Origin of the sequence: Photobacterium indicum (assembly GCF_003026215.1) — a bacterium.
Lineage (GTDB): Bacteria > Pseudomonadota > Gammaproteobacteria > Enterobacterales > Vibrionaceae > Photobacterium > Photobacterium indicum.
On the sequence record NZ_PYOC01000004.1, the window covers coordinates 110200 to 136597 of the forward strand.

Consider the following 26398-nt stretch of genomic DNA (forward strand, 5'->3'; position numbering starts at 1 on the left):
TGTGAGAAGCACATCACGTGCTACCCACATCTATTTCTATTTACATGTAATCGCGAATCAGTAGCTCGGCGATTTGAACGCTGTTGGTCGCAGCACCCTTACGGACATTATCAGCAACAACCCACATGTTTAGACCACATGGGTGACTGATATCTTCACGAATACGCGACACCATTACATGATCTTTACCCGTCGCATCACTCACCTGCGTTGGATAATCGTTATTATGGAACACTTCAATACCTTCTGCATCGTCTAATAAGCGGGTTGCTTCATCGATGTTTACAGGTTGGCTTGTTTCAACATGTAGTGCTTCTGCATGGCCATAGAAAACAGGTACACGCACACAGGTCGGGTTAACACGGATATTGCCGTCACCCAAAATTTTCTGTGTTTCCGACACCATTTTCATTTCTTCTTTGGTATAGCCGTTGTCCATGAATTCATCGATATGTGGCAGGCAGTTAAATGCAATCTGCTTATCGTATACTTTCGTTTCTGCTGCAAGGCCGTTCAACAATTTTGCCGTTTGGCCAGCTAGCTCATCAATCCCTTTTTTACCTGAACCAGATACTGATTGATAAGTCGCAACGTTAATACGTTCAAGACCGTAAGCTTCATGAATAGGCTGAAGTGCTACCAGCATTTGAATCGTCGAACAATTTGGGTTCGCGATGATATTACGGTTACGGTAATCAGCAATCGCATGAGGGTTAACCTCTGGGATCACAAGTGGTACATCATGGTCGTAACGGAAAAGTGAGGTGTTATCAATTACGATGACGCCATGATCAGTCGCAATTGGCGCCCAATATTCAGACGCTTCTTCACCCGCAGAGAAAAATGCAATCTGTACTTGGCTCCAGTCAAAATCGTCAACGTTCTTTACTAACTTTGATTTGCCATTAAAACGTAACGCATTACCTGCGCCATTTTCGCTTGCTAGCAAGTAAAGATTACGAACAGGAAAATTACGATCTTCTAACACCTGAACGATAGCTTCACCGACAGCGCCTGTTGCGCCAAGTACTGCTATATCAAATTCCTGACTCATTGAATGTCCTCTACGACTGTAAAACCTAATTTAGCCAGCGACTCTACCCCAAAATCGACCTTTCCTGCTACTGTAATCGCACTATATTCACGTCGATCCCAATAATTTTTACGCATCTGATCAAATGCAGTCGCCATTTGCGCTTCATTACCTTTTGTCTCCAGCATATTTCGTCTAAACAAGGCATCATCTTGTCGAATATCGTAAATTAACTGGATTAAGCTAAATAATGTCGCATCATCCCATTTACGGCTTAACGATACATTGGGGACGGGTGCTATCGGCAATAAGCTAGATGCTTCCACCGCCTGATCAATATTTAGAAAAGCACAATAACTATTAAACACCATGGTCGTCCCACGTGCTTTGCCTTCTAAACCGTAGCCCGCTATGTGTGGTGTTGCAAATGCTAACAAAGGTAACAATTCTAAATCGACTTGTGGTTCAAACTCAAAAACATCTAACACCGCCGTTAATTTTTTACCTAAACCAGATTGCGATAATTGAAGCGCTTTCTTTAGGGCTTGATTATCGGTAACGGGGCCACGTGCCGCATTGATAAAAATCGCATCAGGCTGCAAAGCGTCAACAAAAGCACTATTGATAAGATGGTAGGTTGGGTATTCACCTTCTCGAGTGATCGGAGTGTGTACCGTTACCACATCACATTGGGCTTGAATTGCCTCTAATGAATGGAATTGTCGTGCATCCCCTTCTTGCTCTTTTATTGGGTCATTCAGTAAATAACGTATGCCTAGCGCATCAAGGCATTTCGCCAAATAACTGCCAACATTACCCGCACCAATAATGCCAATGGTTTTCTCAAAAATTGAAAAACCCTGCTGCTGACCGATAACCATTAGCGCACTAAGTACGTACTCCGCAACGCCTACTTTGTTACAACCTGGCGCCGAGGTAAATGTAATGCCTCGCTCAGCAAGCAAAGCCAGATCAACGTGATCCTGACCTGCTGTTGCAGTACCTACAAATTGAAGTTTATTGGCCTTGCTGATGAGGTTATGGTTTACCTTAGTAACAGAGCGAATCATTAATGCGTCGATATCAATGAGATCATCGGCTGACAACGTGCGCCCGGGCTTAGTTATCACTTCACCAAGCTGACCAAACAGTTCTGCCGCATAAGGCATGTTTTCATCGATAAGGATTTTCATTATATCTCCGGAAAAAAAATGAGATTGATGTCGGCAAAACACTAGTTTATCGCCAATATTTAGTCTGAACCAAACAAATCGCGGGTATATACTTTATCAGCAACATCACTAAGCTCGTCGTCCATACGGTTTGAAACAATAACATCAGACATTTGCTTAAACTGTTCAAGATTTTTAATCACTTCAGAGCGATAGAATTCTTTTTCACTCAATACCGGCTCATACACGACAACTTTAATGCCCTTCGCTTTAATACGCTTCATAATGCCTTGAATCGAAGATGCACGGAAATTATCAGACCCCGCTTTCATTACTAAGCGATACACACCAACAACAGTGGGATTTTTTTGAATAATCGAATTGGCAATGAAATCTTTACGTGTCGAGTTTGCATCAACAATGGCACCAATAATGTTATTTGGTACTTCTTGATAATTCGCCAACAATTGCTTGGTATCTTTAGGTAGGCAGTAACCACCATAGCCAAACGATGGATTGTTGTAGTGAGAGCCGATACGAGGGTCAAGCCCCACCCCTTCAATAATCTGGCGTGCATCTAAACCATGCGTCGCGGCATAAGTATCTAATTCATTGAAATATGCCACACGCAATGCTAAGTAAGTATTCGAAAATAACTTAACGGCTTCTGCTTCTGTTGAGTCAGTGAAAAGAACGTCAATATCTTCCTTAATAGCGCCATTAGCCAATAATTTAGCAAATCTTTCAGCTCGCTCAGAGCGTTCACCAACAATGATGCGTGAAGGGTAAAGGTTATCGTATAACGCTCGGCCTTCACGAAGAAATTCTGGTGAAAATAAAATATTCTCACATCCTAATTCTTCTTTAATGCGTTGGGTATAACCCACAGGCACTGTTGATTTAATCACCATGACGGCATTAGGATTGAATGCGATCACATCTTTAATAACCGCTTCAACCGATGAGGTATCAAAGTAATTATTAATCGGATCATAATCTGTTGGCGTAGCAATAATGACAAACTCAGCATCAGCGTAGGCCTGTGCTTTATCTGTGGTCGCAATAAGGTTAAGATTTTTCTCTGCTAGATATTCTTCAATTTCTTTGTCAACAATCGGAGACTGTCTTTTGTTGATTAACTCAATTTTATCTTTAACAATATCTAATGCTGTTACATCATTATGCTGAGATAACAGCACTGCATTTGATAAACCAACATAGCCAGTACCAACAACAGTAATCTTCATTACTAAACCTCAAAATAGAATATTTTCCGGGTGCTATATTACATCAACAAACAAGCCAAAAGTAGCCACTCAGTCGGTGAACACATTTCAACACAAACAAAAATAGAATAATTGATATAAAAAAACCCGGCATATAGCCGGGTTAAAAAAATCCAGGTAAAAGCATTAGCAGCCAGAGATAGACACTTCCCTTAAAAGAAAATATCATTCATGCTAACTAATGTTGCGTCTGTTTATTTAAGGCACTGGCTATGTAACCACTCGAAAGATGTCTCCGCTAAAAGTCGTCTCTTTGAATGGTTCCGTTTCTACTGTAAAAATAGAAACGGTTAGCCAGTGTCTACCCCGGAAAACTGCCTTCAAAAATAAGAGCCTATAACATTACGTATAGCCCCCTACTTCCAAAATCACATAATTAACCTTCGTATTTTTTGATCACTAACGTCGCGTTAGTGCCACCAAAACCGAAGCTATTTGACATTACTGTCTTTAGTTCAGTTTCGCGGGTTTCAGTTACGATATCCAAACCTTCCGCTGCAGGGTCTAGATTATCGATGTTAATGCTTGGCGCAACGAAGTTATTATTCAGCATTAGCGTCGAATAAATTGCTTCGTGAACACCAGCAGCACCCAACGCGTGACCAGTCATCGCTTTGGTTGCCGAAATTGCTGGGCTATTTTCACCAAATAACTCTTGAATTGCACCCAACTCTTTCACGTCACCAACTGGCGTTGATGTACCGTGAGTGTTGATGTAATCAATTGGCGCATCAAGATCTTGCATTGCCATCTTCATACAGCGAACGGCACCTTCACCCGATGGTGCTACCATATCGTAGCCATCAGACGTTGCACCATAACCGACGACTTCACCGTAGATTTTCGCACCACGAGCAAGAGCATGCTCTAACTCTTCAATCACTAACATACCGCCGCCGCCAGAGATAACAAAACCGTCACGGTCTGCATCATAAGTACGAGACGCTTTTGAAGGGTCGTCGTTGTATTTGGTTGATAAAGCGCCCATTGCGTCAAACATCATGGTTAACGACCAATCAAGCTCTTCACCGCCACCAGCAAAAACAACATCTTGCTTACCCAGTTGAATAAGCTCTACCGCGTGACCAATACAGTGTGCAGATGTTGCACATGCTGAACTCATGGTGTAGTTCACGCCACGGATTTTAAACGGTGTCGCTAAGCAAGCTGAAACAGTTGAAGACATAGTACGAGGTACCATGTAAGGGCCAACACGCTTCACACCTTTGTTACGAATAATATCTACTGCTGCCACCTGATTATAAGATGACGCACCACCAGAACCCGCTACAAGGCCAGTTCGGTCATTAGAAACTTGATCATCAGATAAACCTGAATCTTCAATTGCTTGTTCCATCGACAAATACGCAAATGCTGCTGCATCGCCCATGAAACGCATTTTTTTACGATCGATGTGTTCAGCCGGATTCATTTTCAAATCGCCCCAAACATTACTACGCAGTTTATTTTCTGCGAATTGCTCAGAGAAGTTAATTCCTGACTTACCACTTTTAAGAGATGCCAACACCTCTTTTACGTCGTTACCAATGCTGGATACAATACCCATGCCTGTAATTACGGCTCGTTTCATGATGAATTCCTACTGTCATTTAACGTTGACGATAATAACGGGTTTATTCACAGAAAGTGGTCAGCTTTCCCCTCAATCGGGTACAATCGCCGATAATTTCGTTATTAACGTTCATTTTTAACGGTATACACTCTCTGATTTTTCACTAATTATCAACTAACAGATGAAAAATTAGATGAAACTCAGAAACATATCGTAAAAGTAACCGAGGCTTTCCCCTTGTCTGACAAGCACATTGAACAAACTGTTCTTAATTCTAATGATAATCGTATATCGCCATCCCATGTGTGCGATATATTTCTACCACAAGATGGATTACAAGAACGTTGGAAAGCCTTTACGCGCCGTCGCTTCGTGATTGCTGAAACAGGCTTTGGTACCGGCCTTAGCTTTCTTACTGCTTGCCAACAATTTACGCAATTTCGTCAAGCAAACCCTACCGCGACAGTGAAAGAACTGCATTTCATCAGCTTTGAGCAACATCCGCTAACAAAAAGTGACCTCATTAAAGCGACTAAAAAGTGGCCTGAGTTCGCCCACTTTTCACAACAACTTCATGCTCACTACCCTCCAGCGGTTTCAGATTGCCATCGCATTGTGCTTGATGATGGTCTACTCACCCTTGATTTATGGTTTGGCGATATAACTGACTCTATACCTCAAGTATGGACGAATGATGACGGAATTGTAGATGCTTGGTTTACTGACTTCAGTCAAATAGAAGCAGCAGACATACATCAAACCACTAAAAGTACAGCGGCATTACTAAAAAGTAAGACAATAATAAAAAACATCGCAATACTGGCTCGTGAAAACAGTACCATTAAGGCGATAACATCTGTTCTAAACACTCATCAACAAAGCATGCTCGAACAAAGCCTGACGGAAGCAGGTTTTGAGATGGCAGAAAGTCATAGTCATAGCAATAATCCTACACACCATTTACTTGTAGGCAGCGTGAGAAATCGCCAACACCAAGCCAATTCAAAGCCATGGTTTACACGTACCTCTGCGACAGATGCAAACGACGTGGCAATTATAGGGGGCGGTGTTGCTTCTGCAACGACAGTACTCGCATTAATTCGACGAGGAGTGAATGTCACACTGTATTGTGCCGATTCTTTACCTGCTGAAGGCGCCTCAGGGAACCGACAAGGTGCTGTTTACCCACTACTCAATGGATCGAATGATTGCTTAACCCGGTTCTTTGGCCCTGCATTTTTCTATGCCCGTCAATTTGTTGAACAAGCCGCAATGAATAGCACCTTTTCACACGATTGGTGTGGCGTTACACAGCTGGCATGGGATGAAAAATCAACCAACAAAATTAATAAAATGCTGTCTGGTAACTTCCCTCAAGAGCTGGTGCACGCATTAGATATAGAACAAACAAAACAGAAAACGGCAATAACATCGAATTTTTCGAGTGTTTACTACCCATTCGGTGGCTGGTTATGCCCGCAAGAACTGACCCGAGCCTTAATAAGACAAGCGCAAGACACTGGCCGACTTACGTTGAAATCTGATGTAGATATTTGTGGTTTGAAATCGACTAATGAACAATGGCAATTAACCGATTCAACGGGTAATCAATTTACTCATAACACAGTAATTATTGCCAATGGTCATCGTTTTTCTGAGTTTGAACAAGCCAAGCAGATCCCTGCTTATTCTGTGCGCGGGCAAGTAAGCCACATCCCCACCAACGATACATTATCAACGTTAAAAACAGTACTGTGTTATGACGGGTATTTAACACCACAAAATACAATCACAAAAACACACTGTATTGGCGCGAGTTACCGTCGAAATAGCGCTGATTTAGCCTTTTGTGAAATAGAACACCAAGATAATAAACAACGTTTGGTGCATTGTATTCCAGATGCAGAATGGCCTAAAAACGTCGATATTTCTGCCAATCAGTCTCGTGCAGGTGTGCGCTGTGCCAGTCGTGACCACTTACCTTTTGTCGGGAATATTTGTCAATATGAAGCGTTGATTGAGCAGTATAAAGATCTAAGAGATAACCAAGCGACTGCCGAAACAGTACCTATCTATGCGAATTTGTATTCCATCGTAGGATTAGGCTCTCGTGGGTTAAGCTCAGCCCCTCTACTGGGCGAGCTACTGGCATCTCAAATTTGTGGCGATCCATTACCACTGCCTCATACCGTGCTCAATGCCCTACACCCAGGGCGGATGTGGGTACGTCGATTAGTACGAGGAAAGCAACTCGGCAGTAAAAGCTAAAAGGTTATACGTTAAATCGCTAGCGTATATAAAAGCAACTCGCGTATATAAAAACTACATTGCGCCGAATACTATAACACCTTAATTTACAGCAGCGGTTACTGGTGGTGCTGGGTCATCTCCACCGCCAGAATCAGAGACTGCAACACCAATAACAATAGCCGCCACCCCGACAGCCACCACGGTTGCCGTTATACCCCCCGCAGATGCAGCAAATGCTGTATCAATACCCGCGGCTGTACCTTTAGAAGCTGCGGCTTCGGTTGTTGTATTCGCGGCATTCGCAGTAGACTTTGTCACCACTTCATCGGCGGCATTCACAGAAAAAGCGAATATACTGCTTAACAAAAGAATTATTGAACACGCTTTCATCATTAAATCCCTATCAGTAACGACGAACATCGTTCGAAATTAATTACTGATAAAATTATAGATGAGATAAAATAAACGGGTTTTTAATTGCACTTTTTTATCATTTTTAAGAAAACCCAGTCACTATTTTAGCTTGTGGTTTTATTTGCTGAAGTAATTCTGCGAAGGCTAACTGAGCCTGTTTATCACCATGCACAACATGAATTGTTTGGGGGCCTTGTTTAATTCCACCCACAAATTTTAATAAGTCAGCCTGATCTGCATGAGCTGAATAACCTGACATCGTATGTATTTGAGCTTTAACATCTATAATTTTGTTATTAACCTTAATCACACGCTTACCATGATATAAATCTCGCCCTAACGTGCCCCTTGCCTGATAACCGATCATAATGACGTCGGTTCTTTTATCGGGCAGCAAGGCTTCAAGGTAGTTAACAATCCGCCCACCAGCACACATACCACTGGCTGCCACCACTATCGCAGGTTCACCCGAAATTTTAAGCCTGTTTACTAACGCCTGATGATCACTATGCAGCTCAATCGTAATACATTGAGAAAAAGACAACGGGTGACGCCCTTGTTGTTTTCGTTCTTTCGCTTCTTTTGTCCATAGCATTTTAAAATTTCGGTATTGCGCTGTAATTTCCCCGGCTAAAGGCGAATCGAGTATGACCGGAATTTCTTGCCAATTCACAGCCTCATTTTTGACGTTAGACGCCGCAATAATATTTTCAATATCAAACAATAGCTCTTGTGTACGACCAACACTAAAAGCAGGTATCAGTATTACCCCACCATCGATTAACGAGCGCTCGATAATTTCCTTAAGCTGCGCTTCTCGCCTTTCAATACCATGATGCACCTGATCACCATAAGTACTTTCAATGATTAATGTATCAACGATTTCAGGTGAAATAGGATCAATTAATAGTGGTGTATTACACGGTCCGAGATCTCCTGAAAATACGACTATTTCGCCAGTTGAAAGCATTATTTCAATATACGCAGACCCTAAAATATGACCTGCTGGTCGAAATCGAATTTTAACCAATTCACCAGATGGTAAAATAATTTGAGCCCAACAATCATAAGGAATCGCTTTTAAACGTGATTTTACTAATAGCGTAAATTGATCGCATTGCTGCTGATTAAATCCCAGTTGAATTTTCAGCCCATCTGCAAGCATTAATGGTAATAAAGCCGCAGTTGCTTCAGATGCATAGATTTGCCCTTTAAATCCAGCCGCTAATAACCAAGGAATACGCCCAACATGATCAATGTGGCTATGGGTTAAAAGCAATGCGTGAATATGTTCGATAGGGAAATCGATATCTAACACACCCTTAGATTCATCACCTTGAAACATACCGCAATCGATGAGTAACCCATGCTGTCCCAGTTTAATTTCATGACATGAGCCAGTCACACCTACCTTAGCACCGTGATGTAAGATCTCCACTGCCATCTCCTAATGAACTTGAGAAGTTCAGGATGATGCCAAAGCTGATACAAGGAAAGTAAATAGAAGAAAAATTGCTCGAGTCACATCACGGAAATAACCGTAAAAATAAAGCGTTAACCAATATTAAACACAAAATAGCCCCTAATACACCATAAAATAATTATAGGAATATATGAATATTTTGCTCTTTACTTTGACATACCTGTAATACTGACACTAAGCTCAATATAATTGATTGGTCAGTAAACACTGATAAAATAAAATTAAAACAAACGTATCAGAATGCATATAACCAACCGATACTAAAGTATTAGTCAACATATCGACTGATAACATGATTAATAAGGACTTGATTCATGATGTTTATTGAGTTGATTGTTATTTTCTTATTATCGTTTATTTTGATTTTCACGCTAAGGCGTATTGCTATAATTGTTGACCTAGTTGATAAACCATCATTAAGAAAATCACACAGTGGATTCATCCCTCTGGTGGGTGGCATTTCTATTTTCCTAACCCTATCAATGGTTTTATTTTTACACCCTGCACTCATCATAAAATATAATGTCTTTTTATTCTGCTCATCAATCTTAGTTTTAATGGGTATTATTGATGACAAAAACAATATACAGGTAAACATACGTTTTGCTATTCAAATACTTGTGTCAATAGCGGTAATACAATTTGAAAATATAAGCATACATAACTTAGGTGCTATATTTAGCCCAAAAGAATTAACGCTAGCACCGCTACTAAGCAGTATAGTCAGTATATTGGCAATAGTAGGAGCAATGAATGCATTTAACATGATTGACGGTATCGATGGGCTACTTGGCGGGGTGAGCATTGTTATACTTTCGGCTTTAGGCTATTTATTCTGGTTTAATAATAACGTTGAACTCTATTATTTCTGTTCTATTGTGATTATTGCCGTAATACCTTACCTTATCTTAAATCTTGAATTTATTTTTGGTCAGAATTTAAAGGTTTTTATGGGGGATGCTGGCAGCCTTTTTATTGGCTTTACCGTTATTTGGCTACTATTGAATGGCACTCAAACAAATAGTTATCTATCATTTAAACCTGTAACGGCTTTATGGTTAATCGCATATCCATTAATGGATATGGTAACGATTATAATAAGCCGTATACAAAATGGTAGATCACCCTTTCAAGCCGATAAACAACACCTCCATCATAAACTTCAAGTATTAGGGCTACCTAATCGACTCATATTATTCATTCTATGTGGCTTTTCTGCAATTTTTGCATACATTGGTATTTGGAGTGAAATCAATGAGATCTCTGAAGTAATAATGCTGTTTAGTTTTTCAAGCTTGTTTGTGGTGTATTTTATTTTAGTGTCGTACCTTTCGCATCTGTCGGTATTTTTTGCTCGTCTACATTCATTCAGCACATCGCCTACAAAATGAATGATTCAGTATACCAAAGTCATTAACTTAATACGTTATGGATTCGTTACACCATCACTGCTAGACGGCTCTGATATCGCAGGCTTTCTAACCTTAAAGATACGGTGTACCAGTGTCGTAATGCGCCATATATGACTAATAACAAAAAAGTACACCGCAAAAATGCAGAGAAAGCTAATGAACATAATCGACTCCGACACTAGTGTCATATCTGCCCAGATACCCACACCGGCCATAATAGAAGCCATAAAACAAATAATAAATAAAGCCATATGATTCGACATGCCTAAACGCTGGCATATATGGTGTAGGTGTTCTCGGTCGGGCTTAAACGGTGAGTGCCCTTTGCGAATACGACGTACCATAATGGTGGCCATATCCATTAAGGGAATCGCGATCATCCACAATGCGGTAACAGGGCGGATAGGTGTAATATTAGGCCCCTGAGTCGCTTCTATCAGTAACCAAATTACCGTAAAGCCAATGAATATGCTGCCAGCATCCCCCATAAAAACTTTAAAGCGGCGTCCTAAAGGAAAGCCCATATTAAGTAAAATATAGGGCATCATTGCGGTCACAATCAAACCACAAAAGATCGCTAAATCAGTATTACCATTAATTAAAAATACGAAGCCTAAAGCGCCAAAGGTAACCGATGCTAATCCACCGAGTAACCCATCAATACCATCAACCATATTAAACGCATTTATTGCACCTATTATCCCTAGAACAGTAATAACAACACTCGATACTACCGATAATTCAATGACATCACTTCCCATCAAATACCCAAGGCTATGAAGGCTTTTATTACCAACGCCAATCATAACTAGCGATATCATTGTTTGAATAATTAACCTAGCTTTAAAGCTGATGTCATAGCGATCATCGACCACCCCTGTTGCCACCAAAATTGTGGCGCAACTTATAAAGAGTGGTGACACAACCTTAAGTTGAGGGAACAGAAAAGATGTCACGATCAATGTCAGGAATATTGAAACGCCCCCCACCAAGGGAATGACACCTTGGTGATGTTTACGGGCGTTTGGCTTATCAACCAACCCAACCGCTTTGGCTAGTTTTCGGCAAATAAAAAGCATGCAAAACGATGTTATAAAAACAAAGAAAAATGCAGATGTCATAGCAATGACCTTATAAATTTTAAATTTGCCCAAACGCATCCAAACGCTTTGACATATAGAAAGCAAATAGCATTACTCTTAACCAGCCCATAAAAGAACTAATCGCAAAATAATGTTATTTACTCACCACAAATTAACACAACCGCCAATATGCAATATCATGCCCATAAGCATAATCTAGCTATACTGTATTACAAAAGCATGACACAATAAATAGGCAGTACAAAAAAAGAGCAATATCAGACATTTCCCATTAAAAAAAGCGGCGCCTTCTCTCGAAGACACCGCTTTTTAATGATTCAATGCTATTTAAGCAGCGCAGACTTGGTCAGCAATATGTTGCGCCCACTTTTGAGCGTCGGATTCCGCTTCAACCATTACGCGGATTAACGGTTCAGTGCCAGATTTACGTAATAAAATACGACCTGTTGGTGTCTCTGTACCCACTTCTAACGCTGTTTCTGCTTCACGTAACGCAGCTTGTACCGCTTCAGAGCTTAATGGATCAGTATCTTTAGCCAATACAAATAACAGCTGATCGCCATCAATCACGTTGCCTTGGCTATCCACCATCATAATGCGATCGCTATCACCATCGACTGCAATGCCTAGGTCGGCACCTTTTTCAACGACCGTCGCCAGCAATAAGCCCAACGATGTCGCCCCACAGTTGTCATTGATATTCAAACCATTCGGCTGATTACCAATAACTTCAATCTCGGCACCTAGCTCACTAAAGACAGCTGGTGCAATATGATATGCGGCGCCATGCGCACAATCGACAACCAGTTTTAATCCAGCTAACGAAAACTCTGATGGGAATGTCCCTTTACAAAATTCAATGTAGCGGCCTGCGGCATCATCCATTCGCATGGCCTTACCTAACAGATCAGAGCTCACGCACGTCATTGGCTTATCAAGTTCAGCTTCAATCGCTAACTCAATCTCATCCGGTAACTTTTCGCCCGAAGCAGAGAAAAACTTAATGCCATTATCATAATACGGGTTATGTGATGCACTGATCACAATGCCCACTTCCGCACGGAATGTTTTGGTTAAATACGCCACTGCAGGCGTGGGTAATGGCCCCGTTAACACCGCATTAATCCCAGCGCTTCTAACGCGTATTCCAACATGTAGCCTGAAATACGGGTGATCACTAGAAACAAAAAGAGCGATAACCCTATGCGGTTTATCGCTCTTTTATTGCCCATTTCACACGACTGTATTATTTTCCGGCAGGGTTACCTTCAACATTGAGCTGAATCGGTCCTGTTTTACCAAACAGTTTGTGTACCCAAGTAGTGACTTTCCAAATGTGGCTAATCACCCAAAAATACACCGCAAATACCGCTAAGAAGCTACAAAACATCACGGTTTCATTAATTTGCGTCATATCAGACCAAATCCCCACACCAGCCATGATTGATGCACACAGACAAATTACAAACAATGACATGTGGGATGACAGACCAATACGCTGACAAATATGGTGCAGGTGTTCGCGATCAGGTTTAAACGGCGATTGCCCTTTACGGATACGACGCACCATAATAGTGGCCATATCCATCAAGGGTAAAGCGATGATCCACAATGCCGTCACAGGACGGATCGGCGTCGAGTCCACGCCTTGGGTGGCTTCAATCAATAACCAAATGACGGTAAAACCAATAAAGATACTGCCCGCATCGCCCATGAAGACTTTAAAGCGGCGACCGAGCGGAAAACCGAGGTTCAATAAAATATACGGGATCATCGCGGTGACCAATAAACCACAGACCAAGGCCAATTCGGTATTCCCGTCGATAAGGAATAAATACCCTAAGGCACCAAACGTCACTGACGCTAATCCCCCCAGTAAACCATCGATACCATCCACCATGTTGAACGCATTGATGGCTCCAATAACCGCAAAAATCGTAATAAAAGCGCTGGCAACGGGTGACAGCTCAATGACTTCACTGCCCATGAGGTACCCCAAACTGTGTAAGCTCTTGTCACCAATGAGTATCATGGCGAGCGAGACCCCCGTCTGGATCACCAAGCGGATTTTAAAGCTGATATCATAACGGTCGTCAACCACGCCCATGGCGACTAAAATCGTGGCGCAGATCAAAAACAATACGAGGCCAGAATCAATTGTTGTAAAGAGCAAGAAAGTAATGGCGAGCGTAAAGAAGATAGAAACCCCACCCACCAACGGTACCACCCCTTGATGATGTTTACGGGCATTGGGTTTATCCACTAACCCTACATATTTGGCGACTTTTCGAAATACAAACAAGCTGCAAAACGATGTTATAAAAACAAAGATAAATGCATTAATCATAATTGTGAACTTAATAATGGTTATAGGGGCGAGGAGCGAGATACAAGGCACGAGAGGCGAGATACGAAAATCTAGAATCTAGTTACTCGTTACTCGACGCTAGCAAACTCTATACTCGCAACCTCGGTACTCGAAACGAGTAAACTCGACACTAGATAATCTTTAAAATCAGCACCCAATGACTCATGACGCACACCGTATTCAACGAAGGCTTTCAGGTAACCTAACTTATCACCACAATCGTGAGATTTACCCGTCATATGGAAGGCTTCAACGGTTTCATCTGCCATTAGCATATCAATCGCGTCAGTCAGTTGAATTTCATCACCTGCACCAGGAGGCGTCATCGCCAGCTTATCCCAAATATTGGCAGATAACACATAGCGACCGACAACCGCTAAATTCGACGGTGCCTCTTCCATTGCAGGCTTTTCAACCATCGCTGTCATTGGGTGAGACTCGCCACCTTTTAGAGCAGCGCCGTTACAATCGACCACACCATACTTCGACACATCGTGCATCGGAACCGGCTCCACCATGATTTGGCTGGCTTGTGTGCTTTCATAGCGCGCTAACATCGTCGCTAAGTTTTCACGTGATTGATCTGCGGTATATTCATCTAAAATTACATCCGGTAATACCACCACGAACGGCGCATCACCAATTAATGGCTTGGCACACAATACCGCATGCCCTAACCCTTTCGCATGGCCTTGGCGCACATGCATAATAGTCACGTCTTTCGGGCAAATCGATTGGACGGCGTCAAGCAATTGACGTTTCACGCGCTGTTCAAGCGTGGCTTCCAACTCATACGAGGTATCAAAGTGGTTCTCGATTGCATTTTTCGATGAGTGTGTAACTAATACAATCTCTTTAATGCCCGCTGCCACACATTCATTGACAATATATTGAATCAACGGCTTATCAACGATAGGCAGCATTTCTTTCGGAATCGCTTTGGTTGCAGGTAGCATACGTGTGCCGAGACCTGCCACAGGAATAACGGCTTTGGTGATGTGGTGCATGTATAAATCCTTTTGAGGGGTAACAGCCCTGTCGCACTCTATTCATAAGGCAGGGCAACCGCATGAGTTAGTAAATTGTTATCAGTAACAAATTACCAACAAGCAAGGTTCGTGAATCGGGATGCCACATGTGATTTTTGAGCGTTATTTTCAGGTTTTGTTTTTCGTTATAGTGTGAACGCAGTCCGTAACTACAAAAAGCAACACTTTAATTAACATAAAATCAACTCATGCGTTCACCCTGATTCATAAGGTACCTATCAGCGTACTATTTTAGTGTAAGATATGACTACCAGCAAGCGTTCACTTACCTGTCGAAATTATAAAGAATATTGTTTTTTAAGACAATGAGAGTGTCTCAAAAAGGACTCAGAAGAAACTCCTTATTACGAGGAGAAAATATAACAAGGGATTAGCTACTTAGTAGTATCGATACCAATAGGTTCAATCATTAAGTTAACTCTTAAATTCATGCTTTATCATTCTCTTTAATCCTTCTTCCAAGGTATAAGGCGGAATAAAGCCTGAAGACATTGCAGCGCTTGAGTCAATAGTCGTATCTGCACAAAATTTTTGAATACGTACCAAACTTACGGGAAACTTTTTTCCTGTAAGTTTTGAAAGAACATCGAACGCATACCCACCCATTAATCCAATACTGTATGGCACCTTTATATTTCTTGCTAAAATATTCATCTCCTTTCGAACAATCAACACAATATTTGACGATGATAAATCTTCCTTATCAGCATAATTGTAAACGTGATATCCTGATTCTTTGTCTAACTGTTGCTTTAAAAATTCAGTGATATTACCAACGTATCCCATTGACTTGCAGTTAGTCCCGTCACCAATCATTAAAAAACGACCTGATACGATTTGATTTATCAAGTTATAAACATTCCCACGGTTATTTTCACCAAAGACAACGGCGGGGCGAACAGTCACTAACGTGCTATCACTGTGTTTTGAATGCCATTCATTAAATACTTTCTCTGCTGCTAGCTTTGTACGCCCATACTCATTAAAGGGTTGGGGATCAGTGTTTTCATCCGGTGTACCACGATTCAAACCATAAATTGCAACTGAGCTAGTGAAAATAATTTTATTTATATTATTAACTTCTGCTGCTTTTACTACATTTTCTGCACCACCAACATTCACATCATGATATAAAGACAATGGTGTTACATTATCAGCATGCTCTGCAGCTAAATTATAAATTAAATCAACTCCTTCACAAGCAGAATTCAGTAGGCCAAAATCACGAACATCGCCTATTGTCGTTAACTCAGGATATTTAACACTATAATTTTTATCAAAAATAAAAACTTCATTGTCATCTTTTATGAGTAATTCCACTAGACGTGTGCCTATAAATCCACTCCCACCAATTACCAATATTTTCATTTTAAGTCCTCATACAAATTTTTAGATTATAATAATCTTTAGTAAATAATAACTTTTATCGATGCAAAAAATCCTCACAATTTTTTGCGTAAACAATCGAGACAAGAATAGTTGAAAATCAGCTTATTAATTTTCAACACAAAGCATCAATATTTTTAATGACCCAATTATCGGAAATGACCTTAAGGTTAATAGCTACGAAAGTCGTATGAACATCAAGAACAAGACTTCGCCACTTGCCATCAAAAAAAGTAGGTGGTAGCCTAATCAATCAAATTATCTTTAGCTATTAAAGGCCATATTACATTAGATGCTATATATTCTGAGCCTTTAGGGGTCAAATGACCATAATCCCATACTAGGGGAGTTTTATTTTGATCAAGCTTAGCAAGACAACCAGCTTCGCTACAAAGCTCATTTATTAAAGAAATGTATGTTAGCTCGTCTTGTTTTGAATATTTTAACTTGGTATCACTATCTAAAGAAAATAAAGCTTTATCGAAAGCAAGATCACTAATTACTCTACTTTCCGAGGTAAAGTGCCTTTTTGCTAAAACTTCAGGTAGTGATGGGTGCCATTGAGGGACAGGACCAACCAAAACGAATTTAGAAGTAACACCTTTAGATCTTGCAGTTTCAATTATAGATAAGTAATCTGTTTTATCATGTTGATTCTTCTGAGCCCAAATAACTAATTCAGGAGCTTTATCCAAAAGAACTTCGAAAGCTTTCGAATTTGAGCGGAAGCACGAAAGCTCGATTTCACTAGTACCAGAATTAAATTTTAGTGAAGGAACACAAGCTGAACTGGCAACTTGATAAAACGGCTTATCTCGATAACCTCCTTTTAATCCGTAAGACAGAGCTTGTGCGTGAGAATCCCCCCAAATTAAAATCCCACCGAGACCTTCATCAGTACAAGTATCAGAAATTCTATTTTTTGCTACGCCTAATTGCGAATCAAAAAAGTTGCACTCATCACCATAATAAGCTTTTAGCTCATCTGTAATGTATACATCCGGTTGATATTTTTCTACGTACTTTGTTTCATCTGATGTTGTAATGGAGCGGAAATTATAATCAAACCCTTTTCCCATATAAATGAACAAACAGGTTACAGGTACAAAAATTGACAAAACCACAAAACTAAAAGAATTTACCTTAAACTTTCGCTGCTCTATAAAATGATAACTAAAAAAACCGAATATAATGGAAAGGGGGATACCAACAAACCACCAATTTTCAAAATAATAACTACCAAAAACTACTATAGGCCAATGCCAAAGATATATTGAATAAGACCATTTACCGATATACTGAAAAAATTTGTTACTAGTTAAAAGGCTTGTTTGGTTGTTAGACATAATTATTAAGAAAGAGCCAAATACTGGGAAAAATGCCATATACCCAGGCCATGGAACCTCACTAGATACAAAAATATAAGATAGTATTATAAATACAAACCCAATTATTTCTAAGTGTTTTCTCCATCTAAATTTAGATGAAAAAGGAAATAAGAACGCTATACCACCAACAAGCATCTCCCAAGCTCGTGTTGGTAATAAGTAATATGATGCATTAGGAAACCGATAAGAAGCGAAACAACCAACTAAAAATGCTATTATAGTAAAAGCACCAATAATTATCTTTACACGCCCTATAGAAAAAAACCTCACTAGTAACAATATCATTATGGGATATAAAATGTAAAACTGCCATTCAACAGAAAGCGACCAAGTATGTAGCAGCCATTTTTCATAAGAACTTACATCAAAATATCCCGATTCTTGCCAGTAAACAACATTGGATAAAAAAGTAATACTACTTAGAGCATGTTTTCCTAACTTCATATAGTCGATTGGCGATAAATATACCCAACCATATGCTATCAAAGTTAAACACAACACAGATAGCGCAGGAATGATTCTTTTTGCTCTTGCTTTATAAAAAGAAAAAATAGAAAAACATTTATTTTCAATCCCTTTAAATATTATTCCAGTCATCAGAAAACCAGAGATAACGAAAAAAACGTCAACTCCGGCAAAACCGCCTGCTAGAAAGCTAGGAGCAAAATGAAAAAATACAACGGCTAAAACAGCGATTGCACGCAATCCATTTATATCATAGCGAAAATTCATAATAAAATAGCCTTAAAAATAACGACACTATTAATTGTATATAGTGACGAAAGTGAAGCATCACTCTAATTAGACACTTAAAATAGAATAAATAAATAAATAAATAAATAAATAAATAAATAAGGAAAATCTATCTTTACAACCGTTTCAATAACGCAAAGTATATATAAAACAAAAAGTAATACTGCTTATATAAAAATGATATTGACCCTTGAGAATGCAATATTTTATAATGCCACATGGCTGACTTGAACTTATTTGAAGATAATGACCCATCCGCGACTCTATAATAAGCCAATTTTTCTTTAATTCCTAATGATGGAACCATAGACAATATAACAAGCCACATATCATAGTCCTCATGGCCAATATTTTTTTGTAAAATAGTACCTAAAACCTCTCTATTATATAGGCCAGTTAGGTTTGGTATATGATTAGTCTTCAATTGATCTTTGTAAGTCACGTGCCTCTTACATTGTACTGAATTTATAATTGATCCTGTATCGCTAACTCTTACATATGAAGTATGACAAGCGTGATAACCAAGTCTCTGCATCTCACTAAGCTGAACCTCTAACTTCCGTGGATGCCATCTATCATCACTATCGAGAAAAGCAATGAATTTCCCACTGGCTTTTTTTAAACCAATATTTCTTGCTAGATAAGCTCCACCTTGGTCTAAAGTATTAGAAAAAAATTTTACTCGCTCGTCAATTAATGAATATTTCTCAATGATATCGAGTGTCTTATCTACAGAGCGATCATTTATAATCACCAATTCCCAATGTACATAAGTTTGAGCCAATACTGAATCTATACTTTCCATAATATGTTTACTTGCGTTGTGTGCCGGCATAATTATAGATACAAGTTCATTATCAATTATCATTATATACATTCCCACATCGAAATAAAAAAATCACTCGTCGCACAACCCATTAAAACTAATAAAACATAGAAACCAAAACCATGAAAAATAAATCATAGGGTTTGTACTTCCGGCGATAATGAAACAAATACCACCAGTCAAAATCGCGTAAAACACCATCCCTGAATCACATTCAAATAACTCCCTCCCTTTAATAAAATTACTATATAAAATAAGAAAGCAAACCAATAAAAAGAATGAAAATAAAATTAAACCGCCTTGTGCCAACAATGCCAAATACACCCACTCATAGGACCAAGGTTCGGATGCATTACGAGTATATTGAGGGTGAGAATTTAGACCACTACCGAAAAAAGGAGATTCTGCGAAGAAATTAAATAAAGCGTAAGCTTGTTCTTGTCGCTCGACACCTCCACCTTTACTTGAGTCAAATGAAAGTAAAATCGTATTGATGAATGTTGCAAGCGGGTTTTTCAAGTCAGTAAACATTGATATTATGTCGAAAATAATAGACATACAAAATATAAAGAAGACACTTGCTAATAATAATCTAAACAAACTACTTATAGACATTCTACTTTCATAAGCATAAATTACAGCGGAACAAATAAGCCCCAAAAAGAACAGTATTTGCAACGCTCTTCTTCCAGAGAAAATCACGACAATTAATCCTACAATAAGAAAAGTCGTATATAACAGTCTCTTTTTACCAAAAAATAGAAGTGTTGCTATATAAGGTAGTAAAAATATTAATGAGCTTTGACTCGCTAATCGAATTTCTAATTGCTCATCAGTAATCTTTATCCCACCAAAAGCTCTCATTTCTAACATCCATGCAGGAATAGAATAGAACCCAAGCCTAAATCCAATATAATAAAAGCTCAAAAATAATATAAATCCTAATGAAATTATTAGAATTGAGTTTACAAACTTTAGTCTAGCACTATTGATCCTAGCAGCAAGCAAGAAACAAATAATTGGCGTCAATACAGTATAAAATAATAGAGAAAAACTAAATTTAAAACCAATAACTAAACCATGTAAATAACTAAAAGTTACTAAAAACAGCCAAATCAGAAGTACGGCGTATGATTTTAAACTATAATTTACTCTAAATTGAGTTAATTCAAATAGAGTTAAACTTAACAGAACAACTAAAATTATTAATTTGAAATTTGTAAAATCCCCAGAAAAAGCTAGCATCATGAATAGCCAAAGCCCTAGGAAACTTCGGTATATTAACTCATAAAAATAATCAACTTTCATTAAATTTACCAAATTTACCAAACAAACAGTCTCTTATAGCTAGTACTATAAATTCAAGTTTTTTTGTTTTGTCTGTCTCTAAGATCAAGATTTTTAAAACTTGTTTTATTGATAAAAACAAGAGACTTACGTATCTAACTATAAAATTTTCATCAGATTTATAATTAAAATAGTAAAATCTATTTCTAAATTGGTAATAATTTCTTAATGGAGAATGTTGAAAAAACTTAATTCCAAATCTTTCCTCTGAACTTCCTAACTTCTGAAATAGAAAAGCATTAGAAACTTGAATAATGTCAAACCCGTTTTTTCTAGCTTCCATACAATAGTCATATTCGATTCTGTCTATAAAGTAATTCTCATCAAACCCATTGGAATTTATAAATATGGCAATATTTATAAATGACCCAGAGGTAATAACCCAATCGACAGCACGGTACTCCTCATTAGACTTCGCAATTTTGCTGTTTTTAAATTCATATACTATTGTAGGCGATACGATTGCTGCATTGCTTATAACATTAATACTAATCAGTCTGTGGATCTCAGATATTGCATCCAGAGATAACGTACTGTCCTGATCCAAAACACAACAATAATCATAACCTAGTTTAGAACTTGTTTCACAGATAAGATTTAATGATTTAGATAACCCAATATTAGCCCCTTTAGATATCAGTTTTAATCGTTCATCATTAAAAAAGCACTCTAAGTTAGTATCTTCAGGTGTATTATCAACTACTAATATTATCGGAAAAAATAGTAGATATTCTTTCAGACGCTCTAATTCTTCCTTACTTGGATGATATAGAGTAACAGCTGCACAAGTTTTAACTTTATTATTCATCCAGCAACCTCATTTCTGAAGTAAAAATATCATTGACGTCACAGTGATAATTATACCAACGAGATGGAGAAAGAATAATTTTGTTCGGATTATCAGATAAAAACGCACCCCACCAACTAAATGAGCTGTTTGGAATAACAAAGTTGTCACAACTATACATGAGTCTTAAACTTTGGACTGCATCCATATTTTCAATATATACAAAATTAATATTATCTTCCTTAGAAAGAAGTGTTCTTGCCTTATCTATATCATCACTGAAGACGAAAACATTACGCACATTGATTTCAGAAACTAACATTCTCAAGGCTTTGATATAATATGTATTGTCGCACACATTTAGAATAGGACAAGAGAAGTAATCACCTCCCAGTCTAAGACTTATCGCGATATTTTTATTTGCATTAATCAAGTCCAAATAATACTGTTCTTTTAAGTTAGGTTTATTAGTAACTTTCAATATACTTTTAATTTCTGCTTTAGAGTCAATGAAATATTTTTCACTTTGAAAGTAACCATATAAAAAAAGCTCGCTCTTAGATTTTATGTCTGACGGTGCTTTATAATAATGAGGATCAAAATTGAATAGACACCCGATTTTTAATGCTTGATAAAAATAAGACTTACCAAAATTACTAGAGCGAAATACAGTCTTAACTATTTTCTGATAGATTCTATAGAATTTAGCATGTCTATTGAATTTACTTAACTGACCAGTTTTATCAAAGCTGACAATTTTAGATATTTCCAATTTATCTAATTCAAGCTCTCTCACTTTATAACTACTATACTGTGATGAATCAATTATAATTTTTTTACCTGTTTTTTTTGAAAGATCATAAGCATAAGCAATTTGAAAAAGCTGATTTCCCAATCCTCCAATAAGCTTTACGTAAATCATTACAGCTTCACCTCACCTTACTTGTATTTAACATTATTTATCTATCAATTTCTTTAACATTTCAAGACTAGTTCTAATACTATCAAAAAGTCCAAATATGATTTTCAATTTAATTTTATAGGAAATTGTTCTCATTGTAATAATTTCCTTAAAAAGTTGCCTTCCCAAATATGGTTTTTGCTTATTACAAAGAGCATTAACATTATTTACACCATACTTCAACACTTCAGGGACATCATGATATTCTCGACGCAAAGCACAATTAAAACGTACTTTAACTCTAATTGGGTCATGAATAATTTTCACTTCTTTATAGAGTTTTGCCTGTACTTCTTGATGAAGTTGAAACGTATCATTGCAAACAGATTCAAGCTTAATTTGGTCCAATGGGCTATAGCCGGAAATCGCAGTCTTTATACCAATAGGGAACAAACCATTTAAGTACGACTCCGTAAAAGCTGTTCCTCCAGTTATTGGTAATGTATCAATTATTGCATCAGCAATGCTAATTTTGGCTATATAGCTTTCGTAAGGTAGCTGTTCATGTATTTTTAATCTTCTCCAATATTTTATTTTCGTTGACCACCACCAATAGTCTGAACCTTTTGCTCCAATAATCATGACTTTGTTTTTCTTGTCTGAACCTAGGATACTCTGAACGACCCTAGGCGCTGAGTATAGTTCATCTGGTTTCATCTTATATGAAGCACCTGACATCAAGAAATTTCTTATATCTGTCTTAAGTTTCGGCATTTCTTTCATATCGATTGGAATACCAATAAATGAAACCTTATACTTAGCATTTTTAATAATTTTATCTATCTGATAACCACGATTAGATATATGGAGAACAACATCAGAAATGGATTTACCAAATGAGAAAACATGGTCAGCATGGTTTACAAAATAAACTGAAAAACTATAATCACACCTTTTAAGTATTCCTATTGCAATACATGTTGTAATATCATTAGGATGAATATGCAAAATGACGTTATCGTACATTGCGCACCTATGTATGATTGCAAGTATTCGGCTCTCCACACTACAAGTTTCTATTTGATATACATTCCTAAAATAGGTTGACAATCTATTTACTAACCCATCAAAAACAAATTCATTACCAGATATTAGTAAATCAGCATCAATATCTGCTAGTTTCTCACAAAGCCTAGTATGACCACCACTATTATAAGGAACCGTTATAATATGTAGAACTCCAGATATTTTATCAGGCCATGATATTTTATTAGTATCAATTTTATGTTTTAATATATCGAAGAGCTTATTTTCAAAATCTATTTCAGCGTAAACCACTGGGTTACTATTAGACAATGATCTTTCATAAACTTTAGACAAGGTAACAATATCTTCGATATTTTCGCATTTATATATATACTTTTTAAGCTTTTCACGATCCATCATATTTATGACATCTTACCTTATTTATTATTTTTTCAACTATATCTACTGCGAAAGGAACTCTAAAGAGAATGATACAAGAACAATAAACAATAATCCCAACGAAAACTCTTGCTAGCAACTCTAAAAAAAGATCATTATAATTAATTTGAATCACAACAATGTACATTATAATAGAAGAGATCACGACAGGAAACATCGGTTTCATTTGATCAGTAAGTTTGAATCCATAAAGTTTTGCGGGAAAGTATGCGTTAATAAAGTATGCTATAACAGAAAGAACTAACTGGCATATTGAAACTCCAATTACTCCATAAGGGAGGGCAATAAACAATAGTAAAACTAACACTGGTATCTTAACTAAATCAGCTCTCAAGAAAAGATCTGTTCTTCCTGATACATTAAGTACATAGAGATTTAGACTACTAATTGGCGTCAATGCTCTTGCAAATGAGAGTATAATCAGTACAGGGACAATATCTTTCCATTCATCCCCAAGAAAAACTAATACAAAACTCTCCGATACAGCAGCAAATCCCATAAAAACAGGGAATGAAATAAGAGCTGTAATTTGAATTGCAGTTTGATAAGTATTAAGCATCTTTTCCTTTTCATCTTTTATTGATGTAAGGATTGGGAAAGTGACGCCTTGGATTATTGAAGTTAATGTAAATGAAAGTGTATTTGTATAGTAATAGCCTTGATGATATAAGCCAACTTGATACGGATTGAAGAATCTTCCCAGTATTATTGTATATAAGTTCTGAACAAAAGTAGCTATAAGGCCTGATATAAGTAAATTGGAACCAAAACCAAATAACTGACTAAATGATTTTTTACTGAATCTCTTTTTAGGCAGCCACTTACAAACAATGATAAGTAACAATGATGACACAAAGGACTTACTGAGAGTCATGAACACTAGTGACCAATAGCCCCATGTATTTTTGACAGCCACCACTGCTACTACAATACTTACAAAAACAGCTATTGTATTTACTATGGTTTGTCTTTTGAAATCGATATTTATTGTTAATTTTGCTCTAGGTACAATTGAAAATGCATTAAATATAAATGATAAAAATAGAATCCTAGAAACTGAAATAAGATCATCTTGATTATAAAAATTTGCTATCGCAGGTGCCAATGCATAAAACAATAAGTATAAAAATACTGATAATATAAGATTTGTGTAAAATACTGTTGAAAAATCACTCTCATTCGCCGAATGACTTTTATGAATCAGAGCCTGCGTAAATCCAGAGTCAATTATTGACTGTGAAATAGCTATAAAAACTGATAGCATTGCTATCAGTCCAAAATCAGATGGCGCTAATATGTTTGATAAATATATCAATAAAATAGCGACACTTAGTTGATTGATAATTTTGTCTAGGAATGACCAAGCTGCGCCATTAAAGGCTTTATTCTTGAGTTTTCTATCTAGCATTTTCTATTCTTCTTAGAACTTCACTTGTTAACTTAAATGCTCCCTTCTCATTTAAGTGGTCATAATCCCCAAGATCTGAGTCCTCAAAAATAGGAGAGTCATAGAAATCCATAATGCATACATTTTCACTTTGAAAATTATAGGCACCTAAGAAAAGTTCACTTTTATGCGGAAGAGAATTAACATAAGCTTTTTGTGCTGGTGGGATGACAATATATAGCTTCCTATTATCTCTAGTAACAGACTCAACTAGCTTTTCTAACCAAATTAACTGATCCGGTTTTCTGATATTTTCTCTTAAATGAATTTTTGCTCTTTTTTCAACAGGTATGTCAGTTATAAAATGATGATTATTTTCATAACCTCTATAGTCTTCTCTAACATTTATTTTTTTTATTTTATTGCATTCTTTAAGAATTTTTGCTTCTAATTTACAGTCTAGAACCCCCTCTTCTTGATATGCTACACCAAAATATTTTTTGTAAGCTACAAGACGATATTTTTCACTAATTTTTATTAAGGATAGACCAGGTGTAAAAACACTGTAGAAAAAAATAACACTATTCAAATTGGTCATTTTTTGAGAGTAAGCCTCGTACAGTTTGTAGTTAAAGTATATATCTGTACTTGTTAATCCTAAATTATATAGAGATTTCTCATGGTCTGTTAATATGCCATAATCAGCATGAGAGCCCCGAAGAGCCAAGATTTCCATTGTTTCTAAATTCTTTTCAAATCCAATTTTTTTTCTTTTAACATAAGAAAGGAAATCTCTATCCATGAACAATTTTCTTTTTCTGTTTCTATATTTAATTACTTGATCCACAAATTTTTGAGGAAGTATTTTTTTTATAATTTCCTTTAGCATATTTATATCCTACAAGTCTAATATTCTTGCAACTCGAGTTTACTTACTCATACTTATCTGGATGTATAAACCGTTAATAATACAAAACATCGTCATAGAAGTAATG

Annotated in this window: 21 protein-coding genes and 1 pseudogene; 2 read left to right on the forward strand and 20 right to left on the reverse strand. The window is 37.5% G+C overall.

The features are described 5' to 3' along the window. Nucleotides 1-40 precede the first annotated feature (40 nt). The 4 genes from C9J47_RS13320 to fabB all read right to left on the reverse strand — a co-directional run bounded on the left by C9J47_RS13320 (nt 41) and on the right by fabB (nt 5082). Nucleotides 41-1054 (reverse strand): aspartate-semialdehyde dehydrogenase, encoded by a 1014-nt coding sequence (locus C9J47_RS13320; RefSeq protein WP_107253973.1) that lies wholly within the window; start codon nt 1052-1054, stop codon nt 41-43. Then, nucleotides 1051-2226, reverse strand: a complete 1176-nt coding sequence (locus C9J47_RS13325; RefSeq protein WP_107253974.1) for a 4-phosphoerythronate dehydrogenase — start codon at nt 2224-2226, stop codon at nt 1051-1053. The genes C9J47_RS13320 and C9J47_RS13325 overlap by 4 nt, the downstream gene beginning before the upstream one ends. Before the next feature lie 59 nt (nt 2227-2285). Further along, nucleotides 2286-3452: a nucleotide sugar dehydrogenase gene (locus C9J47_RS13330; RefSeq protein WP_107253975.1), complete on the reverse strand. Its 1167-nt coding sequence runs from the start codon at nt 3450-3452 to the stop codon at nt 2286-2288. 415 nt (nt 3453-3867) lie between these two features. Beyond that, a complete protein-coding gene (gene fabB / locus C9J47_RS13335; RefSeq protein ID WP_107253976.1) occupies nt 3868-5082 on the reverse strand; it encodes a beta-ketoacyl-ACP synthase I in 1215 nt (404 codons plus the stop codon). A gap of 219 nt (nt 5083-5301) precedes the next feature. Here fabB and mnmC point away from each other — a divergent pair, with 219 nt between their 5' ends. After that, the gene (mnmC, locus tag C9J47_RS13340; protein ID WP_107253977.1) at nt 5302-7332 is read left to right on the forward strand and encodes a bifunctional tRNA (5-methylaminomethyl-2-thiouridine)(34)-methyltransferase MnmC2/FAD-dependent 5-carboxymethylaminomethyl-2-thiouridine(34) oxidoreductase MnmC1; all 2031 of its coding nucleotides are present in this window, start codon (nt 5302-5304) and stop codon (nt 7330-7332) included. Nucleotides 7333-7413: 81 nt separating this feature from the next. Here the strand turns inward: mnmC and C9J47_RS13345 are convergent, their stop codons facing one another. Together C9J47_RS13345 and C9J47_RS13350 are read right to left on the reverse strand one after the other, a co-directional pair. Beyond that, on the reverse strand, nt 7414-7707 hold the full coding sequence (locus C9J47_RS13345; protein ID WP_425440601.1) for a hypothetical protein: 294 nt from the start codon (nt 7705-7707) through the stop codon (nt 7414-7416). 103 nt (nt 7708-7810) lie between these two features. Beyond that, a complete protein-coding gene (locus tag C9J47_RS13350) occupies nt 7811-9172 on the reverse strand; it encodes an MBL fold metallo-hydrolase RNA specificity domain-containing protein (RefSeq protein ID WP_211321750.1) in 1362 nt (453 codons plus the stop codon). A 353-nt stretch (nt 9173-9525) separates the two neighbouring features. Here C9J47_RS13350 and wecA (C9J47_RS13355) point away from each other — a divergent pair, with 353 nt between their 5' ends. Further along, a complete protein-coding gene (gene wecA / locus C9J47_RS13355; RefSeq protein ID WP_107253980.1) occupies nt 9526-10602 on the forward strand; it encodes a UDP-N-acetylglucosamine--undecaprenyl-phosphate N-acetylglucosaminephosphotransferase in 1077 nt (358 codons plus the stop codon). Nucleotides 10603-10637: 35 nt separating this feature from the next. Here the strand turns inward: wecA (C9J47_RS13355) and wecA (C9J47_RS13360) are convergent, their stop codons facing one another. The 14 genes and pseudogenes from wecA (C9J47_RS13360) to C9J47_RS13420 all read right to left on the reverse strand — a co-directional run bounded on the left by wecA (C9J47_RS13360) (nt 10638) and on the right by C9J47_RS13420 (nt 26292). Then, a complete protein-coding gene (gene wecA / locus C9J47_RS13360) occupies nt 10638-11744 on the reverse strand; it encodes a UDP-N-acetylglucosamine--undecaprenyl-phosphate N-acetylglucosaminephosphotransferase (protein ID WP_107254167.1) in 1107 nt (368 codons plus the stop codon). A gap of 309 nt (nt 11745-12053) precedes the next feature. Then, nucleotides 12054-12191, reverse strand: coding sequence for a hypothetical protein (locus tag C9J47_RS27605; protein ID WP_425440602.1), 138 nt, complete (start codon nt 12189-12191; stop codon nt 12054-12056). A 63-nt stretch (nt 12192-12254) separates the two neighbouring features. Continuing rightward, a pseudogene (locus tag C9J47_RS13365) lies at nt 12255-12898 on the reverse strand (phosphohexomutase domain-containing protein); the annotation flags it as partial. A gap of 74 nt (nt 12899-12972) precedes the next feature. After that, nucleotides 12973-14073, reverse strand: coding sequence for a UDP-N-acetylglucosamine--undecaprenyl-phosphate N-acetylglucosaminephosphotransferase (gene wecA, locus C9J47_RS13370; protein WP_107253981.1), 1101 nt, complete (start codon nt 14071-14073; stop codon nt 12973-12975). Nucleotides 14074-14162: 89 nt separating this feature from the next. After that, a complete protein-coding gene (galU, locus tag C9J47_RS13375; protein WP_107253982.1) occupies nt 14163-15101 on the reverse strand; it encodes a UTP--glucose-1-phosphate uridylyltransferase GalU in 939 nt (312 codons plus the stop codon). A gap of 456 nt (nt 15102-15557) precedes the next feature. Continuing rightward, entirely contained in the window at nt 15558-16511 is a 954-nt protein-coding gene (locus tag C9J47_RS13380; protein WP_107253983.1) for an NAD-dependent epimerase/dehydratase family protein, read from the reverse strand. Between the two features lie 263 nt (nt 16512-16774). Next, nucleotides 16775-18649: an acyltransferase family protein gene (locus tag C9J47_RS13385; RefSeq protein ID WP_107253984.1), complete on the reverse strand. Its 1875-nt coding sequence runs from the start codon at nt 18647-18649 to the stop codon at nt 16775-16777. A gap of 136 nt (nt 18650-18785) precedes the next feature. Beyond that, nucleotides 18786-19538, reverse strand: a complete 753-nt coding sequence (locus C9J47_RS13390; RefSeq protein ID WP_170107507.1) for a glycosyltransferase family 2 protein — start codon at nt 19536-19538, stop codon at nt 18786-18788. Nucleotides 19539-19568: 30 nt separating this feature from the next. Further along, nucleotides 19569-20804 carry a hypothetical protein gene (locus C9J47_RS13395; protein ID WP_107253986.1) on the reverse strand — a complete coding sequence of 412 codons (1236 nt, stop codon included), beginning with the start codon at nt 20802-20804 and terminating at the stop codon, nt 19569-19571. Continuing rightward, a complete protein-coding gene (locus tag C9J47_RS13400; protein WP_107253987.1) occupies nt 20794-21651 on the reverse strand; it encodes a glycosyltransferase family protein in 858 nt (285 codons plus the stop codon). Before C9J47_RS13400 ends, C9J47_RS13395 begins: the two co-directional genes overlap by 11 nt. Continuing rightward, nucleotides 21644-22552 carry an alpha-1,2-fucosyltransferase gene (locus C9J47_RS13405; protein ID WP_107253988.1) on the reverse strand — a complete coding sequence of 303 codons (909 nt, stop codon included), beginning with the start codon at nt 22550-22552 and terminating at the stop codon, nt 21644-21646. Before C9J47_RS13405 ends, C9J47_RS13400 begins: the two co-directional genes overlap by 8 nt. A 33-nt stretch (nt 22553-22585) precedes the next feature. Continuing rightward, the gene (locus C9J47_RS13410; RefSeq protein WP_107253989.1) at nt 22586-23977 is read right to left on the reverse strand and encodes a hypothetical protein; all 1392 of its coding nucleotides are present in this window, start codon (nt 23975-23977) and stop codon (nt 22586-22588) included. Further along, the gene (locus tag C9J47_RS13415) at nt 23964-25424 is read right to left on the reverse strand and encodes a lipopolysaccharide biosynthesis protein (protein WP_107253990.1); all 1461 of its coding nucleotides are present in this window, start codon (nt 25422-25424) and stop codon (nt 23964-23966) included. Before C9J47_RS13415 ends, C9J47_RS13410 begins: the two co-directional genes overlap by 14 nt. Next, a complete protein-coding gene (locus C9J47_RS13420; RefSeq protein ID WP_107253991.1) occupies nt 25414-26292 on the reverse strand; it encodes a hypothetical protein in 879 nt (292 codons plus the stop codon). The genes C9J47_RS13415 and C9J47_RS13420 overlap by 11 nt, the downstream gene beginning before the upstream one ends. Nucleotides 26293-26398: the final 106 nt, after the last annotated feature.

Excerpts from the sequence above, each read along its gene's own strand:
- wecA (WP_107253981.1), bottom strand. The coding sequence starts at position 14,073 with ATGATTAATGCATTTATCTTTGTTTTTATAACATCGTTTTGCAGCTTG.
- wecA (WP_107254167.1), bottom strand. The coding sequence starts at position 11,744 with ATGACATCTGCATTTTTCTTTGTTTTTATAACATCGTTTTGCATGCTT.
- C9J47_RS13405 (WP_107253988.1), bottom strand. The coding sequence starts at position 22,552 with ATGATTTACGTAAAGCTTATTGGAGGATTGGGAAATCAGCTTTTTCAA.
- fabB (WP_107253976.1), bottom strand. The coding sequence starts at position 5,082 with ATGAAACGAGCCGTAATTACAGGCATGGGTATTGTATCCAGCATTGGT.
- wecA (WP_107253980.1), top strand. The coding sequence starts at position 9,526 with ATGATGTTTATTGAGTTGATTGTTATTTTCTTATTATCGTTTATTTTG.
- C9J47_RS13330 (WP_107253975.1), bottom strand. The coding sequence starts at position 3,452 with ATGAAGATTACTGTTGTTGGTACTGGCTATGTTGGTTTATCAAATGCA.
- C9J47_RS13420 (WP_107253991.1), bottom strand. The coding sequence starts at position 26,292 with ATGCTAAAGGAAATTATAAAAAAAATACTTCCTCAAAAATTTGTGGAT.
- C9J47_RS13410 (WP_107253989.1), bottom strand. The coding sequence starts at position 23,977 with ATGATGGATCGTGAAAAGCTTAAAAAGTATATATATAAATGCGAAAAT.
- C9J47_RS13385 (WP_107253984.1), bottom strand. The coding sequence starts at position 18,649 with ATGAATTTTCGCTATGATATAAATGGATTGCGTGCAATCGCTGTTTTA.
- C9J47_RS13345 (WP_425440601.1), bottom strand. The coding sequence starts at position 7,707 with ATGATGAAAGCGTGTTCAATAATTCTTTTGTTAAGCAGTATATTCGCT.
- C9J47_RS13350 (WP_211321750.1), bottom strand. The coding sequence starts at position 9,172 with ATGGCAGTGGAGATCTTACATCACGGTGCTAAGGTAGGTGTGACTGGC.
- C9J47_RS13325 (WP_107253974.1), bottom strand. The coding sequence starts at position 2,226 with ATGAAAATCCTTATCGATGAAAACATGCCTTATGCGGCAGAACTGTTT.
- C9J47_RS13320 (WP_107253973.1), bottom strand. The coding sequence starts at position 1,054 with ATGAGTCAGGAATTTGATATAGCAGTACTTGGCGCAACAGGCGCTGTC.
- C9J47_RS13415 (WP_107253990.1), bottom strand. The coding sequence starts at position 25,424 with ATGCTAGATAGAAAACTCAAGAATAAAGCCTTTAATGGCGCAGCTTGG.
- C9J47_RS13390 (WP_170107507.1), bottom strand. The coding sequence starts at position 19,538 with ATGATAATTGATAATGAACTTGTATCTATAATTATGCCGGCACACAAC.
- galU (WP_107253982.1), bottom strand. The coding sequence starts at position 15,101 with ATGCACCACATCACCAAAGCCGTTATTCCTGTGGCAGGTCTCGGCACA.
- C9J47_RS13395 (WP_107253986.1), bottom strand. The coding sequence starts at position 20,804 with ATGAAAGTTGATTATTTTTATGAGTTAATATACCGAAGTTTCCTAGGG.
- C9J47_RS13400 (WP_107253987.1), bottom strand. The coding sequence starts at position 21,651 with ATGAATAATAAAGTTAAAACTTGTGCAGCTGTTACTCTATATCATCCA.
- C9J47_RS13380 (WP_107253983.1), bottom strand. The coding sequence starts at position 16,511 with ATGAAAATATTGGTAATTGGTGGGAGTGGATTTATAGGCACACGTCTA.